11 protein-coding genes are annotated in these 14,688 nt (G+C 71.0%); 8 read left to right on the top strand and 3 right to left on the bottom strand.

Features of this window, described 5'->3' with window-relative positions; translation table 11 throughout:
- Window position 1: 1 nt before the first annotated feature.
- The 3 genes from EL245_RS04840 to EL245_RS04830 all read left to right on the top strand — a co-directional run bounded on the left by EL245_RS04840 (window position 2) and on the right by EL245_RS04830 (window position 2,216).
- Window positions 2–343 carry a hypothetical protein gene (locus tag EL245_RS04840; RefSeq protein WP_126382145.1) on the top strand — a complete coding sequence of 114 codons (342 nt, stop codon included), beginning with the start codon at window positions 2–4 and terminating at the stop codon, window positions 341–343.
- A gap of 11 nt (window positions 344–354) precedes the next feature.
- Complete coding sequence (locus EL245_RS04835; protein WP_269471403.1) at window positions 355–768, top strand: DUF2550 family protein; 414 nt, start codon at window positions 355–357, stop codon at window positions 766–768.
- Window positions 769–1,025: 257 nt separating this feature from the next.
- Complete coding sequence (locus EL245_RS04830; protein ID WP_232009878.1) at window positions 1,026–2,216, top strand: glycosyltransferase; 1,191 nt, start codon at window positions 1,026–1,028, stop codon at window positions 2,214–2,216.
- Window positions 2,217–2,403: 187 nt separating this feature from the next.
- Here the strand turns inward: EL245_RS04830 and EL245_RS04825 are convergent, their stop codons facing one another.
- Complete coding sequence (locus EL245_RS04825) at window positions 2,404–3,996, bottom strand: heparan-alpha-glucosaminide N-acetyltransferase domain-containing protein (protein WP_161512773.1); 1,593 nt, start codon at window positions 3,994–3,996, stop codon at window positions 2,404–2,406.
- A gap of 160 nt (window positions 3,997–4,156) precedes the next feature.
- On the opposite strand from EL245_RS04825, the gene nucS reads away from it, so the two are divergent.
- From nucS to EL245_RS04810, 3 genes are read left to right on the top strand one after another with little or no spacing between them, the layout of a single operon-like run.
- Window positions 4,157–4,852: an endonuclease NucS gene (gene nucS, locus EL245_RS04820; protein WP_126382141.1), complete on the top strand. Its 696-nt coding sequence runs from the start codon at window positions 4,157–4,159 to the stop codon at window positions 4,850–4,852.
- A 9-nt stretch (window positions 4,853–4,861) separates the two neighbouring features.
- A complete protein-coding gene (locus tag EL245_RS04815) occupies window positions 4,862–6,160 on the top strand; it encodes a DNA glycosylase AlkZ-like family protein (protein WP_232009877.1) in 1,299 nt (432 codons plus the stop codon).
- 19 nt (window positions 6,161–6,179) lie between these two features.
- A complete protein-coding gene (locus EL245_RS04810) occupies window positions 6,180–7,412 on the top strand; it encodes an N-acetylglucosamine-6-phosphate deacetylase (protein WP_126382140.1) in 1,233 nt (410 codons plus the stop codon).
- A 75-nt stretch (window positions 7,413–7,487) separates the two neighbouring features.
- Here the strand turns inward: EL245_RS04810 and EL245_RS04805 are convergent, their stop codons facing one another.
- Window positions 7,488–8,042, bottom strand: a complete 555-nt coding sequence (locus EL245_RS04805; RefSeq protein ID WP_126382139.1) for a mycothiol transferase — start codon at window positions 8,040–8,042, stop codon at window positions 7,488–7,490.
- Window positions 8,043–8,677: 635 nt separating this feature from the next.
- Here EL245_RS04805 and EL245_RS04800 point away from each other — a divergent pair.
- Both EL245_RS04800 and EL245_RS13375 read left to right on the top strand, forming a co-directional pair.
- Complete coding sequence (locus EL245_RS04800) at window positions 8,678–10,294, top strand: NUDIX hydrolase (RefSeq protein ID WP_126382138.1); 1,617 nt, start codon at window positions 8,678–8,680, stop codon at window positions 10,292–10,294.
- A gap of 958 nt (window positions 10,295–11,252) precedes the next feature.
- Window positions 11,253–13,910 (top strand): HNH endonuclease signature motif containing protein, encoded by a 2,658-nt coding sequence (locus tag EL245_RS13375; protein WP_161512772.1) that lies wholly within the window; start codon window positions 11,253–11,255, stop codon window positions 13,908–13,910.
- A 34-nt stretch (window positions 13,911–13,944) separates the two neighbouring features.
- Here the strand turns inward: EL245_RS13375 and EL245_RS04790 are convergent, their stop codons facing one another.
- Window positions 13,945–14,355 carry a beta-class carbonic anhydrase gene (locus EL245_RS04790; protein WP_269471410.1) on the bottom strand — a complete coding sequence of 137 codons (411 nt, stop codon included), beginning with the start codon at window positions 14,353–14,355 and terminating at the stop codon, window positions 13,945–13,947.
- Between the last annotated feature and the right edge of the window lie 333 nt (window positions 14,356–14,688).

The following is a 14,688-nucleotide window of genomic DNA, read 5'->3' as shown; positions in this document are numbered from 1 at the left end:
CATGGCCGGCGAGCTCACGGTCGAGGTCGTCTCCCGCTTCGGCGGGGAGGCGTGGTCCGGCCGCGCCCTGCGGGTCTCGGTGCCACTGGTCGACGGCGAGCTCGGCGTCCTGCCCGGACGCCAGCCGATCCTGGCGATCCTGGGCAGGGGACAGGTGCGGATCGTCCCCGCCGAGGGCCAGGAGGTGAGTGTCGCGGTGGCCGGAGGGTTCTTCTCGGTGGACCATGACGTGGTCACCGTGGCCGCCGACGTCGCCGGGGACGAGGCGGCGAACGGCTCTGGCGAGGTGAGCGACGTCCTGGCCGAGGCCGTCGAGCTGCCCGGGATGACGGCACGGCGCTGATCATGGGGGTCGTGGGGGACGCAGGGGTGACCGTGTGGGTGGTCGTCGTCCCGGTGGCCCTCGTCATCACCCTTGCTGTGGCCTTCCTCATGAGGGTGCGCTACCTGGCGGGCAGGGTGGGCTCCTTCGAGTGCGCCCTGCGCCTGCCCGGCAGGCGGCGCTGGACCAGCGGCATCGCGACCTTCGGCAACGACTCCCTCGAGTGGGTGCGGCTGGTCTCCTTCGGCCTGCGTCCGCGCTACCGGATCCCGCGCGCCGAGATCGAGCTCGGGCGCGTGCGGCGCCGGGGGCGGGACGGGGCGGTGGTCGACGTCGAGTGCCGCTACGACGACGGCGTCGTGTGGCTGGCGATGCACGAGGACTCCCACTCCGCACTCGTCGCCTGGCTCGAGTCGGCCGCCCCCTCCCAACCGACCCTCTTCTGAGCTCCCTGACCGTCCTGACCGCCCGTCCTGACCGCCCCGCCCGCCCGCCCCACCGAGATCGGGACATATGACACCTCGAGATCGGGACAAGTGACACCGTGAGATCGGGACATATGACACCTCGAGATCGCCGCATCTGGCACACTGCGCCCCATGTCGGCGCGGTGCCGTCCAGTCTGCGTGATCAGGAGCCGGCTTCCCCGAGCGGCTCGCGCCCACGTGTGCTCTTCGCTCCTGAGACATTCAACGCCGGAGAGGTGACTCGCGGCGTCGAGGTGGCCAAGCGTCTGGCGGACCGGGTGGAGTGTGTCTTCGCGGGCTTCAGCGAGCGCAACCGTGAGCTCATCGAGGGCGCGGGCTTCGAGCTCAGGCTGTTGAGTCCCCGGCTGGATGACGAGGACGCCCGCGCTCTTCTGGCCCTCGACCAGGGGCGCGGCCTGCGCAACCCGTTCACCGACGAGATGCTCTCGGCACGGGTGGCCGCCGAGCGTGCGCTCATCGCCGAGCTCGGAGTCTCGGCAGTGGTCATCGGCGCCACGCTCAGCCAGCTCATCTCAGCGCGGGCCGAAGGGGTTCCCCTTGTCTTCATCCGCCCTTTCGCCTACTCCTTGGCCCACGTGGAGGCCATGCGCCGCAGCGGCGCGACAGGCGTCCTGGGACGGCGGGGCGTGGGGCGGGCCGCAGTCGACGACCTCGTCGCCCGGCTCGCACCGTTCCTGGCTGGCGCGATCGGCCTGCCGCCGGTCTTCAGACGGGTGGCCAGCGCTCACGGCGTCGCCCTGCCCCGTGGGATCGCCGAGGCGATGACCGCTGACCTCAACCTCATCACGACGCCCGAGGCGATGCTGCCCGGCTGGGTGTCGATGCCGGCGGGGCACAGCGTGGTTGGCCCGGTCTACGCCAGCCTCCCAGGCGAGCTGCCCGACGTCGTCACCGAGCTGGCGTCCCGGGACGGGCCGGTCATCTACGTCGCCATGGGCTCCTCGGGCGATCGCGAGCTCGTCCTGGCGATCCTCCACGGTCTGGGTCGTGCCGGGTACGAGGTCCTCGCCCCCGTGCGCGAGCACCTTGAGCCGGCGGATTGTGACGGGCTCGCCCCGACTGTCCACGTCACGGGCCGTCTGCCGGCCGACCGGCTCGGTGACGTCGTCGACCTGGCGATCACGCACGGCGGGGAGGGGACGGTCCAGACCTCCTGCGTCCAGGGGTGGCCCTTCATCGGCGTGCCGCTCCAGGCCGAGCAGCGCTTCAACGTCCAGCGCTGCGTCGACCTCGGCTCCGCCCGAATGGTCCGACGGCGTCAGGTCACCGCCGTCGACTGGCCGCGGCTCGTGGCATCCGCGCTGGCTGACCGGCGGATGCGTGAGCGTGCGGGGCGACTGGCTGAGCGCCTTGAGGCTCTCGACGGACCCGGCGCGGCGGCGTCGGCGATCCTCGGGCTCGTGTGAGGCGGGTGCTCGCAAGCCTCGGATCGGGCGGCGGACCCCGGTGGTGCAGGCAGAGCCGTGCCAGATGCGGCGATCTCGAGGTGTCATTTGTCCCGATCTCGAGGTGTCATATGTCCCGATCTCGAGGTGTCATATGTCCCGATCTCGGGGTGTCATGTGTCCCGATCTCGCGGGGGAGGGGAGCGGGTCAGCTCGAGGCGCGGGTCGTGCGCACCGACACGACGTGGACGAGGTGCTCGAGCGGTCCGCGGGCGAAGACGATGAGCCAGAGCATCGCGAAAGCCGTCAGTCCGGCGGTCACCGACAGGAAGAAGGCCGGGGAGGCCAGGTAGTCGACGTCCCGCGCCACCCAGATGGCCACGAGGTGGCCGCAGTACACCGTCAGCGACATCGATCCCAGTGCTGCGAGCGGGGCCAGCGCGTAGCGCAGCCGGCGCGAGACGAGCTGGAACAGCCCGATGACCGCCATCGCCACGCCGGCCGAGCCCAGGGCCTCGAAGGGCGTGCCCGAGTGCGGCGCCGCCGTGGCCAGCGCGGCCGGGATCGAGGAGAGCGTGTCGAGGACCCCGGGCTCCTGCACGGGCTGGTCCGAGCCTGGCCATGCTCCCGAGACCCCCGACCCCCCGGCGGGCTCTGAGGCCCCCGCGGGCTCTGAGGCCCCCGCGGGTTCCGATGCCCTGGCGGCTCCGGATGATCCGGCCGACCCGTCTGACCCGACAGCATCTGACCACTGCGAGCTGGAGAGGACGGCCGAGGACGACGCCTGCGTCGTGCACGCCACAGGGTCGGCGGGCGATACGATGTGGAAGGAGTTGGGCAGGGCTCCGGGGACGGTCTCGCTCGCCGCCCAGCCCCCGGCGTAACCGGCCACGGCACAGGCGGCTCCGACCGCCACGAGCCGCCACAGGTTGCGCGACCGGCTCCAGTCGAGGCGGGACAGGCCCAGGCCCAGGAAGATGAAGGACATCCACACCATGCCCGGGTAGGTGCCGATGACGAAGAAGTCGACCAGGGCGGCGTTCCCGTCGACCATGACCGGGTAGGGGCTCATGCCCAGCGCCGTGAGCAGCGCCGGCAGGGCGATGACGACCGCCTTACCCACCAGCGCGGTGACGGCGGCGAGGACGAGCAGACGGCGCGGCCGCCACCTGAGGAAGGGCAGCGCCAGCGCGAGCCAGGCGGCGTAGAAGCCGAGAATGATCGACACGGAGGTCCCCAGGAGGGCCGTGAGCCCCGCGATGACGAGGAGCATCGCCGACCGAGCGAGCACGCGCAGGCGGGTGCGCACGAGCCTGTCCCCGCGGTGGGGCTCGCGCCCCCCGGAGATGATTCCCAGGGAGAAGCCCGCGATGACGGCGAACAGGATGGAGGAACGCCCGTGCGCCTGGTGGAGGACGCCTGGCAGCGTGGTCAGACCGCAGGTCGACGAGGTCATGTGCACGGCCATCATGCCGACGAGGGCCAGCCCTCGGGCGGCGTCGAGACCGCCCAGGCGGCGGCGCCCGGCCGTGCCCGTCAGGTAGGGGCCCGTGCGCATCGGCAGGCGCCCGGAGTACATGAGGCGTTCGCGGGTCTCGGCGCGGGCCTCGGCGCGCGCCCGGGCCGCCTCGGCCTCCTCCACGGCCAGGCGTGCCGCGGTGCCGCCGTCCGGCGTCGTCCACGGCGTCCCCGGCGTCGTCCCGGTCGCGGGGGTCCGCGCCGTCGAAGCCGGACCCGCGTCAATGAGCCCGGTGGTGGTCCCGGGGTCGGGATCGCGGGGCATCGGGGCAGGAAGGTCCATGGAGTCATCGTGACTCATCGACGGCGGGGGCTGCATGGGCCGCACGGAGGGTTGAAGCCGACTGGTGTCCTCCCTGCGGAGGACACCCGCGTCATCGGGGGTGAGGACCCGGCGGCCGGTGCACCGCGACCGGGGAGACCACGGCCGGTAGGCTGCGGGGGTGCGTGTTGTCATCGCCTCCTGCTCGGTGGACTACTCAGGCCGCCTCGACGCCCACCTGTCCCGGGCGACCCGCCTCATCATGGTCAAGGCCGACGGCTCGGTGCTCGTCCACTCCGACGGCGGCTCCTACAAGCCCCTCAACTGGATGAGCCCACCGGCGCGCCTGGCCGAGCTCGAGCCCGACGACGACGACCGTGAGGCAGGCGTCGTGGCCCGGTGGGAGGTCCGTGCGGCCAAGACCGAGGACCGGCTGGTCATCAGGATCTTCGACGTCGTCTCGGACTCCTCCGTCGAGCTGGGCGTCGACCCCGGGCTGACCAAGGACGGCGTCGAGGCCCACCTCCAGGAGCTGCTCGCCGAGCAGATCGAGGTCCTGGGCTCTGGCTACCGCCTGGTCAGGCGCGAGCACCCCACCCCGATCGGCCCGGTCGACATCCTGGCCAGGGACGCCGAGGGCGCCGCCGTCGCCGTCGAGGTCAAGCGGGTGGGCGGCATCGACGGCGTCGAGCAGCTGACGCGCTACCTCGACATGCTCGACCGAGACCCGCTGCTCAGCCCGGTGCAGGGCGTCTTCGCAGCCCAGCAGATCAAGCCCCAGGCACGCGTCCTGGCCCAGGACCGGGGAATCCGCTGCGTCGTGCTCGACTACGACGCCCTGCGCGGGATGGACGACCCGAGCTCCCGCCTGTTCTGAGGACGACCGATGCCAGTGACCGCCCGCCCCACCCGCTCCGCCCAGGGACCCGCCCACGCACCTCGGGAGATGTCCTTGCTCAGGATCGTCGCCCAGGGGCTCGTGTCGGCCACGACCGCCCCCGACCCGGCCGAGGCCGTGCGCCGTCACCTGGCCATCCAGGGCCAGCAGCCCTCCGCGGTCCCCCACGCCATCGTCTCCCGGGTCGCCTCGGCCTCGGGGGCCGACGTCGAGGAGGCCTTCGCCTCGGGGCGCCTCGTGCGCTCCTGGCCGATGCGCGGAACCGTTCACATCACGACGGCGCAGGACCACCATTGGCTGCGGGTGGCGCTCCAGCACAGGATGGGCGCCTGGATGCGCGCCTCCGAGGACATATACGGCGTGGACGACCGGGTGGTGGCCACCGCCGCCGAGGTCGCGCTGGCCCTCCTGGCGGGCGGCGCCGTGCCCAGGGCGGACCTGCTGGGGGCGTGGGAGGAGGCGGGCCTCATGGAGCCGTTCAAGGGCGAGGACGTCTCGGCCTACCGGCGCCGCCACCTCCTCCTGCGCCTTCAGCTCGAGGGGATTCTCGTCCAGGGGCCCAAGCGAAGCAACGAGCACCTCGTCGTCGACGCCCGTGGCCTGCCGGAGGCCGCGACCGGCCCCGGGGGAGCCGGTGGGGGCGCGCACGGCACGGACTCCCACCGGGCGGCCCTGGCCGAGATCGCCCGACGCTACGCCACGAGCCACGGGCCCGTCTCGGCGGCCGACCTCGCCCGCTGGACCACCTTGCCGGTGCGCGAGGCGGCCCGGGCCCTGGAGGACGCCGTCGAGACGACCAACGCGGCGGGCTACGCCGTCGACCCCTCGACGGGGCACGCGCCCCTGACGCGGGCCGCGGCCGAGGGCGGGCTGCGCGGGACGGTGGTGGTCCTGGGCCCCGGTGAGTCGGCAGCCGCCACCCGGGGAGACCGGGTGGGCGGCCGGGACGGAGGCTCGACAGGAGTGCTGTACATGCGCGCCGACCTGCCCGACCTCCTCGCGGCCGACAGGCGGGCCGCCGCGGCCACGCACTTCCTTGCCTCCTTCGACGAGCTCCACGTGGGCTACAAGGACCGGCTCTGCCTGACCGACGCCGCCGGAGAGCGGCTCATCTGCCCCTCGATGAACGGGATGTTCCGTCCGCTGCTCGTCGACCGGGGGAGGGTCGTGGCCGTGCGGCCCGTCGGGCACGGACTCCTCTGGGCCGATGACGCCCGCCGCTCGGCGCCCCTCGAGGGTGAGGTCGAGCGGGCGGTGCGGGCGGTCGAGCGGCGCCTGGCCGGCTAGTCGCCAGTAGGCTGGGGCAATGAGCAGCACAGCTGTCCGCGGACGAGTCGTCACCCCTCAGGAGATCATCGACGACGGTGTCGTCCTCCTGTCCGAGGGGCGCATCGCCTGGGTGGGGCCGGCCGACCACGCCGTCGCCGCCGGACTTGGCGAGGCGCTGTCCTGCGCTCGGTCCGCCCCCGAGGGGGGCTTCATCCTCCCGGGGCTCGTCGACGTCCACTGCCACGGCGGAGGCGGCGAGTCCTTCCCCAACGCCCAGACCCCGGAGCAGGCGATGACCTGCGTCATGGAGCACCGTCGTCACGGCACGACGAGCCTCGTGGCCTCGTGCGTGACCGCCGACGCCTCCACCCTCATCGAGCGCGTCGGCCTCCTGGCGGGACTGTGCGAGGACGGTGAGCTCGCCGGGATCCATCTCGAGGGGCCCTTCGTCTCGGTCGAGCGCTGCGGCGCCCAGGACCCCGCCCACATCATCGATCCGGACACCGGGCTGACCCGCAGGCTCATCGAGACCGGAGGCGGACACGTCGTCACGATGACCATCGCCCCGGAGAAGCCGGGCCTGACCGGGGACGACGGGGTCATCGCAGCCCTCGTCGACGGCGGTGCGCTGCCGTCCTTCGGACACACCGACGCCGAGGCCGCCCCCGTGCGCGAGTGCCTGGCCGAGGCCGCCTCCCGCCTGGCGGCGCGCGCCGCAGCAGGTCTGCCCGTGCGCTCGCCCCGCTCAACGGCCACCCACCTGTTCAACGGCATGCGCCCCATGCACCACCGCAAGCCGGGACCGGTCCCGGAGTTCCTGGCGGCCGCTCGTCGGGGGGAGTGCGTCGTCGAGATGATCGGTGACGGCGTCCACCTCCATCCCGCGATCGTGCGGGACATGTTCGAGACCCTGGGCAGGGACAACGTCGTGCTCATCACCGACGCCATGGCTGCTGCGGGCATGTCCGACGGCGACTACGTGCTGGGGCCCGTCGCGGTCACCGTCGCCGACGGGGTCGCCCGGCTGGCCGACGGCGGCTCGATCGCGGGCGGAACCGGCCACCTCATCGACGTCGTGCGCACGACCGTCGAGGGCGGGGTGCCCCTGGTCGACGCCGTCTACGCCGCGAGCCTCCAGGGCGCCCGGATCATTGGTGCCCCCGACCTGGGCGCGCTGGCGGCGGGGATGCGCGCCGACCTCGTCGTCACCGACGCCGAGCTCACTCCCGTGCTCGTCCTGCGCCGCGGCGAGGCGGTCCCCGAGGTCTGAGCCGGACCGTCCGGGTAAGCCGGAGAGCGGCAGAGCCGGGCCCGTGCGCGCGCCGGCCCTCGTCGCCGTGCCCCCTCAGCCCTCGAGGCCCAGGAGACGGCGTGCCCACACCGCCTGGCCCGAGTGCTGGGCGGCGTCGTCGATGATCGAGGCGAGCCGCACGCCACGGGTGACCGGCGGGTCCCAGGAGCGGTCGACGACGTCGTCGAGGGACTCGGGGTCGAGCGCGGTCAGGTAGTCGCGCAGCAGGGCGTAGGCGGCGTCGAGGTACTCGGTGAGCAGCCCCGTGTCCTCGACGCGTACCTGTGCCGACTCCGCGGGGCTGTGACGCCAGTCCTCGGTGGTGTCGGGCAGAGGCAGGGCGAAGCGCCGTGCGAAGCCGGCTGAGGTCCACAAGGGCTCCGTCCCGGCCAGGGCGGAGACCTGGAGGTCGATCGCTCGCGCGCTGTGCCACACGAGCCAGGCCAGGGAGTCCACGCGCGGTGCGAGGGCGTCGACGGGACGGGAGCTCGCCTGCTCGGCTCCCACGCCCTCAAGGGCGCGGTCGAAGCGCTCCCGCGAGCGGTCCAGGCCGGAGCTGAGGACGGAGAGGAAGGACAGGGTGCTCGGTGGTGCGTCGTCACGGGTCATGGTCCCAGCCTAGGTGTGCTGTGGCGATGCTCGTTCCTGCCCCACTCGCCAGTCGCGAGGGACCTGGCGGCGCCAAGGCCCAGGCCGGCGCGCTACGACGAGGATGCCCCGGGCAACCTGGTACGCATCGAGACCAAGGAAACCCGGCTGTATCCCACCTGAGGCCGGAATGCATCTGCATGGCCGAGAGCAAGAGGGCCTACAGCCGATGGCCCCACCACCACAACGACCGCCATCCCGCACCGCCCTCAACGTGCCGCCCCCGTCGACTTCATTCACAAGCCCACAGGGAAGCACGCCGAGCGACATGACACGGCCCTCGGGACCATGCCCGCGAGGGGCAGGTAATCCTCAATGATCAGGATCAAGATCGAGAGGAACCTCGGTAGTCGTGCAGGTACCCGTGAAAGAATGCCGTCGTTATTCGGGGAGAAACCGCGGCGCCTTGCTATAATGGTTCAGGCGAGAAGGCTCTACTTCGTCGCACGCTCGTCCAAGGTCTGGCCGATATCTGGAACGGGGCAGGCGTGCGGTCGGTGCCTCGCTGGCGCAGCGAAGGTGGTTCGACGCGATGTCTCTGTGTGTAGGTTGCTCGGAATGGCGAGGCGAGCCGAAGTGTATGGGGGTGTAGAAGAATGAATGATCCAGTTCATGCAGAAGTTGTGGCAATCGTTCGTCAGGCCGTAAAAGAAATCGAATTCTCCGCGCAAGAGACCTTCTCCTCTCCTTTTGTGAACGTCTCGGTGCACGTGCGCCCTGCGCTTGTTCCCCTTCTGCGGTCCTATCTCTACTATCGTGATTCGCCCTCGGCGGCGGGCCGCTGGTCGGTGAGCGCCGTCGAGAGCGACGACTGCTGGGACTCTGCCGTAAGCCGGCTGAAACCCGTATGGGAGCCTGTTTTGGGATGCGATGCAGACGGTTATGTCGTGGATGTGGACGAACGCACTAGGCTCATCATGGTCCTAGGCACGAAAACCGTGATCGTGCGAGATCGCACGGAGAAGAGGGTCTGCATTGTGAGCCAGGGCGCTCCGGGTGTGTTTGTCGAGTTATGTCGGGTCATTCGGGAGATTCACGCAGCCGCGGCCATTGAGAGCGTTTCCTTACCGTTTTGCTCGTCGGCGGTGATTCGGGAGGGGCGTGCGATCTGCTTTGTGGGCGGGGATGGGCCAGGGAAGGCGGCCGCGCTGCTCGCCGCCGCCACCGGTCATTTCGACGACCTGAGCATTATCGTGGGCAACGGGGCGATTCTCTATTCAGGTGAGGAGCTGTCGGTGCTGGCACGGTCGAGCATCGTGAGTGCCGGAACTGATACTCCTTTAACTAGTGACGCTGAACGCGTTACGAGTCCCGACCTTCAGCATCGGCACTGTGGGGTGGCGTACCTATTGCTCGATCTTCCGCTCATCAAGACGTTGTCGCCGGCTCGAGGTGCGTCAGTCCCTTCGCAAATAAAACTTCTTCCGGAGGGGATGTGCCGAGCGCTGGGCATATCGCTCGCCTCCGAGGGGCGCGTCGTCGCACTCATCGAGAGCGAGCTTGCGCCCGATGAGCCGCACAGTCGCCTCGAGCTCATCATGGATGACGAGGAGCGGAAGCGCCTCGTGCGCCGGAGCACCCTGACTGACTGGGTTGATGATCCTGATTGGCTTGGTCTTCTCGTCCCTCGGGGCGGCGTGTTGGAGGACATGAGTAGTTGCGTTCCTCATGTGCCGGACGACGTTGTCGTAGCAAAATTTCGAGTTGGTTCAGACGGAGAAGATGTGATGAGAGGGCTCGTTGCTGTTCTCACGTCGGTCAAGAATCCTGATGAGGTGGGCGTCCTGATCGCTGATGATCCGCTTCCCACATACCACTTCGGTGTCTATGCGCGCATCGTGCGGGACGGCGCTCTGCTGTGTGTGAAGAAGACGCGCGGACCTTATTCCGGTCAGCTGGACCTTCCTGGCGGACGCCCTGAGCTCGCTGAGAGCTGGGACAGTGCTCTGAGGCGCGAGCTGGCGGAGGAGGTGGCTGCCGACTCTGTTGCCATCGGCGACTTTTCTCGGTTCACGCTGCACGTTGAATCCAGCGCGGCCGGCGAAACTATCAACTTCCATCACCATGGAGCCGTCGCCGAAGTACGTCTTCGAGGTGCGCTGCCCGACGCAGCGAGGTCGTCGGCGGACACGAATGGATGGGAATGGTTTGACCTCCGATACGGTGACCGATCACGTCTCAGCCCCCTTGCGCGATCGGTGCTTGACAAGTGAGGAGAGGTAGTCCTCCGCTCCACGTTCCTGCGGCTCGGAGGCGGATCCGGCTGCAAGATGTCCGTTCCTCATGTTCATGTGTAATAGTGGTGTGCTCGTCGTCTGCCGATCGGAACTATGCGGCCTGGGAAATTGGGGAGTGCGCGGCGTCTCCGTTGAGGAAATTACGTGGGACGCTACGTAGTCCCCGAAACAGGAGGGACGTGACGGCTCACGTTCAGGACATCGCCACTTCTGAGAGGAACCGCAGGTCGGGTCAATTTCTTCTGCTGGCCGGGTCGATTTCTGTGGGCTGGGGCGTGCGCTGACCACGTGTCGTGACGACACCGTCGTGTTTCTCCATTCGACTGCTTCGAGTAATGGGCGAATGCGGGAGATCAATGCTCGGCTCGAGCGTCGATGAAGCGCTGCGTTGAACATCTGGAACCTGACCCACTGCGCTGCCCGAACACTTCTCGAGACCAGCGGGTCCAGGCTCCGACAACGTTCTCGATCGCGAAGGACTCGAGGAGAGGCTGCCGTCTGAACAATCACCGGCGTTCCAGGCAGCGCGTCTCGCGTTGGTTGTCCGGGACTTGTTGTCGCTGGCCTCGCGGACGGTTCCTGAGTCCGGCTCGGCCCCTCGACTGCCGCCCCCAGCGCGTCATGGCCGGTCGCGTGGTTGGCGGTCGCCCTGGGGCTGGTCTGCTGAGGTGCTGTCTCGCCCCGATCTGTGTCGCGGCGAGAAGGCGGGCTAGGTGAGGTGTCCCTGCCTCGCGGCGCGTCGTGGCCCGGCCGAGATCGCGGAGGTGGAATCGGATGAGGGGTGGTTGATGACAGTGGCGAGGGGTAGAATGTACATATGTTCGAAAGGTGTGGCGGTGCCCTCCCCGCACCGGCCTCCGAGGCCGGTGCGTCGGGTGTGCCTGCCACCTCTGGGTCGGCTGCCTCTGGATCTGGTCGGTCCGCCGGTTCCGCTTTGGCTGCCGGATCCGGTGCCCCCGCTTTTGCTGCGCTTCTGGGCGGGGAGGAGTCTCTGGACTCCTTGGCGGCCATGGTTCCCGGAGCCTCCCTGGCATGCGTCCTGGAGGAGCTGGTGGCCTCCCTGCTTCCTGGCTCCGGTGCCGTCGACGCTGGCGAGGTCGACGCCGGGAAGCGGCTCGCGGCAGGGGCCGTCGCCGCCACGCCGGGAGACGTCCTGCTTGATGACCTCGCCCCGGGGGAGCAGGCGCTGCTCGACGCAGCGGCCCTCGCGACGACCAGCGCCGACGCCGGCACTGAGGCCGGCGCTCAGGCCGGGTCGATCGGGGAGGTGGTCGACGCGCTCGCGAGGCTGGGCGCGCCGGCGCTCAGCGAGCTGATCGCCGCATGTGGACGCCTGGCGTCATGGGCGGCCTGGTTGCAGGCCCTCATGGCTGCCGGGCTGGCACGCGCTCCCGAGCTGTGCGTCGGGTCCACCCCCTGGGAGCCCGGGGGGCCGGTGGTACGCGACGCGACCGCGGGGGAGAGGCTCTTCAACGCCTCCTGCGAGATCGCGTGCCGCCTGGGAGTCTCGCGGACCAGGGCCAAGGGACTGCTCGAGCGGGGGCAGGCCCTGGCGGATCCCGCCTTGGCGCCGGTTCAGGCGATGCATCGGGTGGGGCTCGTCGACGACGCCAAGACGACGCTCATCGCACGCCGGCTCACCGGCACCGAGCCCGACGTCGCTCGTGCGGTCCAGGAGGAGGTGCTGCCACGCTCGCCCCACCGGACCCACGCTCAGCTCGCTCGGGACCTTGACCGCGCACTGGCCGCCCTGGACCCCGACGGCGCCCAGGAGCGTCGTCGGCGCAACATCGCCGGACGCCACGTGAGCCGGCCGCGACCGGCAGGCCAGGGAGTCTCCGAGATGAGGCTTCTCCTGCCCACGCCCGACTCCTTCCTCCTCGACGCCACCCTCGACGCGGTGGGTGCCTCCGCCCGTGCCGCGGGGGATGAGCGCAGCCTCGCCCAGCTGCGTGCCGACGCGCTGGTCGCCATGAGCCTGGGAACGCTGCGGGGCGCGCAGCACGCCGCCTGCCGATCGCCGGGGTCCACGTCCTCCTGCTGCGCCTGCGGTGGGGGTGCGGGCCTGACGTCCTCCTGCGGCGCCTGTGGTGGGGGTGCGGGCCCGGTCGCCTCCCGTGCCACCGGCTCGGGGTCGCCCCCGGACGGTCTGACTACCGCAGCCGTGCCGACCGGAGTCGGCCGGTCGGGGACCCCGTCGACCGCTGGGGCCGGCACCGGTGCGTGCGGCGCGGAGGCAGGCGGCCGCGACGTCGCGGGGGACCGCGCTGGTCCCGTCGAACGGGGCGGGCCCCTCCTTCCCGACGGCGTCCCCCTCGACAGGCTGCTCGTCGCGCTGAGCGACCTGCTGGACTCGACCAGCCCGTGGTGGATGCCCTCGGGCTGTCCCCCGGTGGCGCTCCCACCCGGGCTCAAGGTGGCTGTCGACGTCACCGTCCCGCTGGACTGTCTCGTCGAGGTCATCGAGGACGACAGGTCCCCGGATCGTCCCCCGGATCAGCTCCCCGACCGCCCTCCTGCGCGGTCCCCAGACCAGTGTCGGGCGGAGCCCTCGGTTGGGCCCGTGGACCGACCTGTGTCCGACCGGCCCCGGAGCCAGGACAGTCCGAGCCCGTCTCCTCCCCAGGGGGATCGTCGTCCTCGGGGCGCCGCTTCGCCTCGCTGGGAGGCGAGCATCGCCGTCGGTGGGCGCAGCGCCCCCGTGCCCGCCGTCGTGGCCCGGGCGCTGGCCGCAGGCGGGACGTGGCGGCGCGTGGTGACCGACCCCCTGTCCGGTGCCGTCGTCGACGTGGGGCGGACCCGCTACCGGCCTCCGGCTGCGCTCGCGGACGCCGTCCGTGCCCGGGACGCGTCCTGCACCCATCCGGGGTGCGAGACCCCCGCGCGACGCTGCGACCTCGATCATGTCGTCCCCTGGGCCCAAGGAGGCCCGACCTCTGTCGACAACCTCGTCTGCCTGTGCCAGGCGCACCACCGCCTCAAGCACACCCCTGGTTGGTCCCTGGCCCGTACCGGCGACGGCGGCCTGCGGTGGCGCACACCGTCAGGCGCGCGCTACGAGCGACTGGCTGACGGCACCGTCGTCATGCTCCCCCGGCGAGTGGGGCCCCGCTCGGTGCCGCGCCCCACCGAGGTCCTTCCCGCAACGGTGTCCTGCGCCATCGACGACGCGGTGATCGAACGGCTGGAGCGTGGCCTGGCACAAGCGGACGCAACCACCGGGGCGGGTGGCGATCGCCACGGCTTCCTCGAGAACGGAGCACCGGTCCTGGGCAAGGGCGCCGGCGGTGTGAGGCATGGCCGATCGGTAGTTGGCGGGGCGTCGCCCGGTGACGTGCCCCCGCTCGACGCAGGTCGTCCACGCCTGGAGGACCTGGATCCGGCTGGTGCGGGTTCTGGGGGTCCGGTTCCGGTCGGTGCGGGTTCCGGGGGCCCGGGTCGGGACGGCAGGCGCCAGGGGAGCGGTCCGTGTCTGGAGACCCGAGGGCCGCGGCCCGGCGAGCCGGTCGGGGCCTTCGAGCCAGAGCCCTATCCCGTCGCCCTCCACCAGCTCGGCCTGGCCGAGCTCCTCGATGCCGTCGCCCCGTTCTGAGCGGGTACGCCTCACACGGTGCACCCGCGCCGGCTCACGGTGCGGTGTCGGCGGTCACCTCGGTCAACGTGCCGTCGCCGACGTCGTAGACGAAGCCCCGGGCTGCAGCGCCCCCGGGAACGTGCGGGTCGGCGGCCAGCTCGCGCAGGGCCGCGCGCACGTCGTCAGCCACGTTCCTGAATCCTCCCGGCTCCCACGTCGGGCGGACCCCCGTCCTGCGGGCCAGTCGCGCGACGAAGTCCTCGTCGTCCAGACGGGACATGCCGCAGTCGGTGTGGTGAACGAGCACCACCTGCTCGACACCCAGCGCGTGCTGGGCGATGGCGAGGGACCGGCGCACGTCGTCGGTCAGGATCCCGCCGGCGTTGCGGATGACGTAGGCGTCACCGGGCTGGAGATCGAACAGGGTCATGACATCCAGGCGCCTGTCCATGCACGTGACCACCGCGAGTCGCGCGCGCTCCCCGCGGGCAGGTGTGAAGGCGTCGGCATGACGCTGTGCCCGGGCCAGCGCGTCCTCGAGTGAGGGCCCGCGACCCGCCCAGTGGGTTGAGGAGCCGCTGGCTGACAGGGACGTGGAGGCCGGGGTCGTCGTGCCAGCTGCCTCGGCCGGGCTGGCAGGGTTGGCCGGGCTAGTTGGGTCGACCGGGCTGGCTGGGCTGGCCGGGCTAGTGGGGCTCGCCGGGCTAGGAGGGCCGGCCGGGCTCGTGCCACCGGACCCTCCGGTCCTACCGGCCATGCCGGCCTCGGCGGTCCGACCGTCCGGATCGTGCGCCGA

The organism is Actinomyces howellii, assembly GCF_900637165.1.
Classification (GTDB): Bacteria; Actinomycetota; Actinomycetes; order Actinomycetales; family Actinomycetaceae; genus Actinomyces; species Actinomyces howellii.
This window is presented reverse-complemented; position numbering and strand designations above follow the sequence as displayed.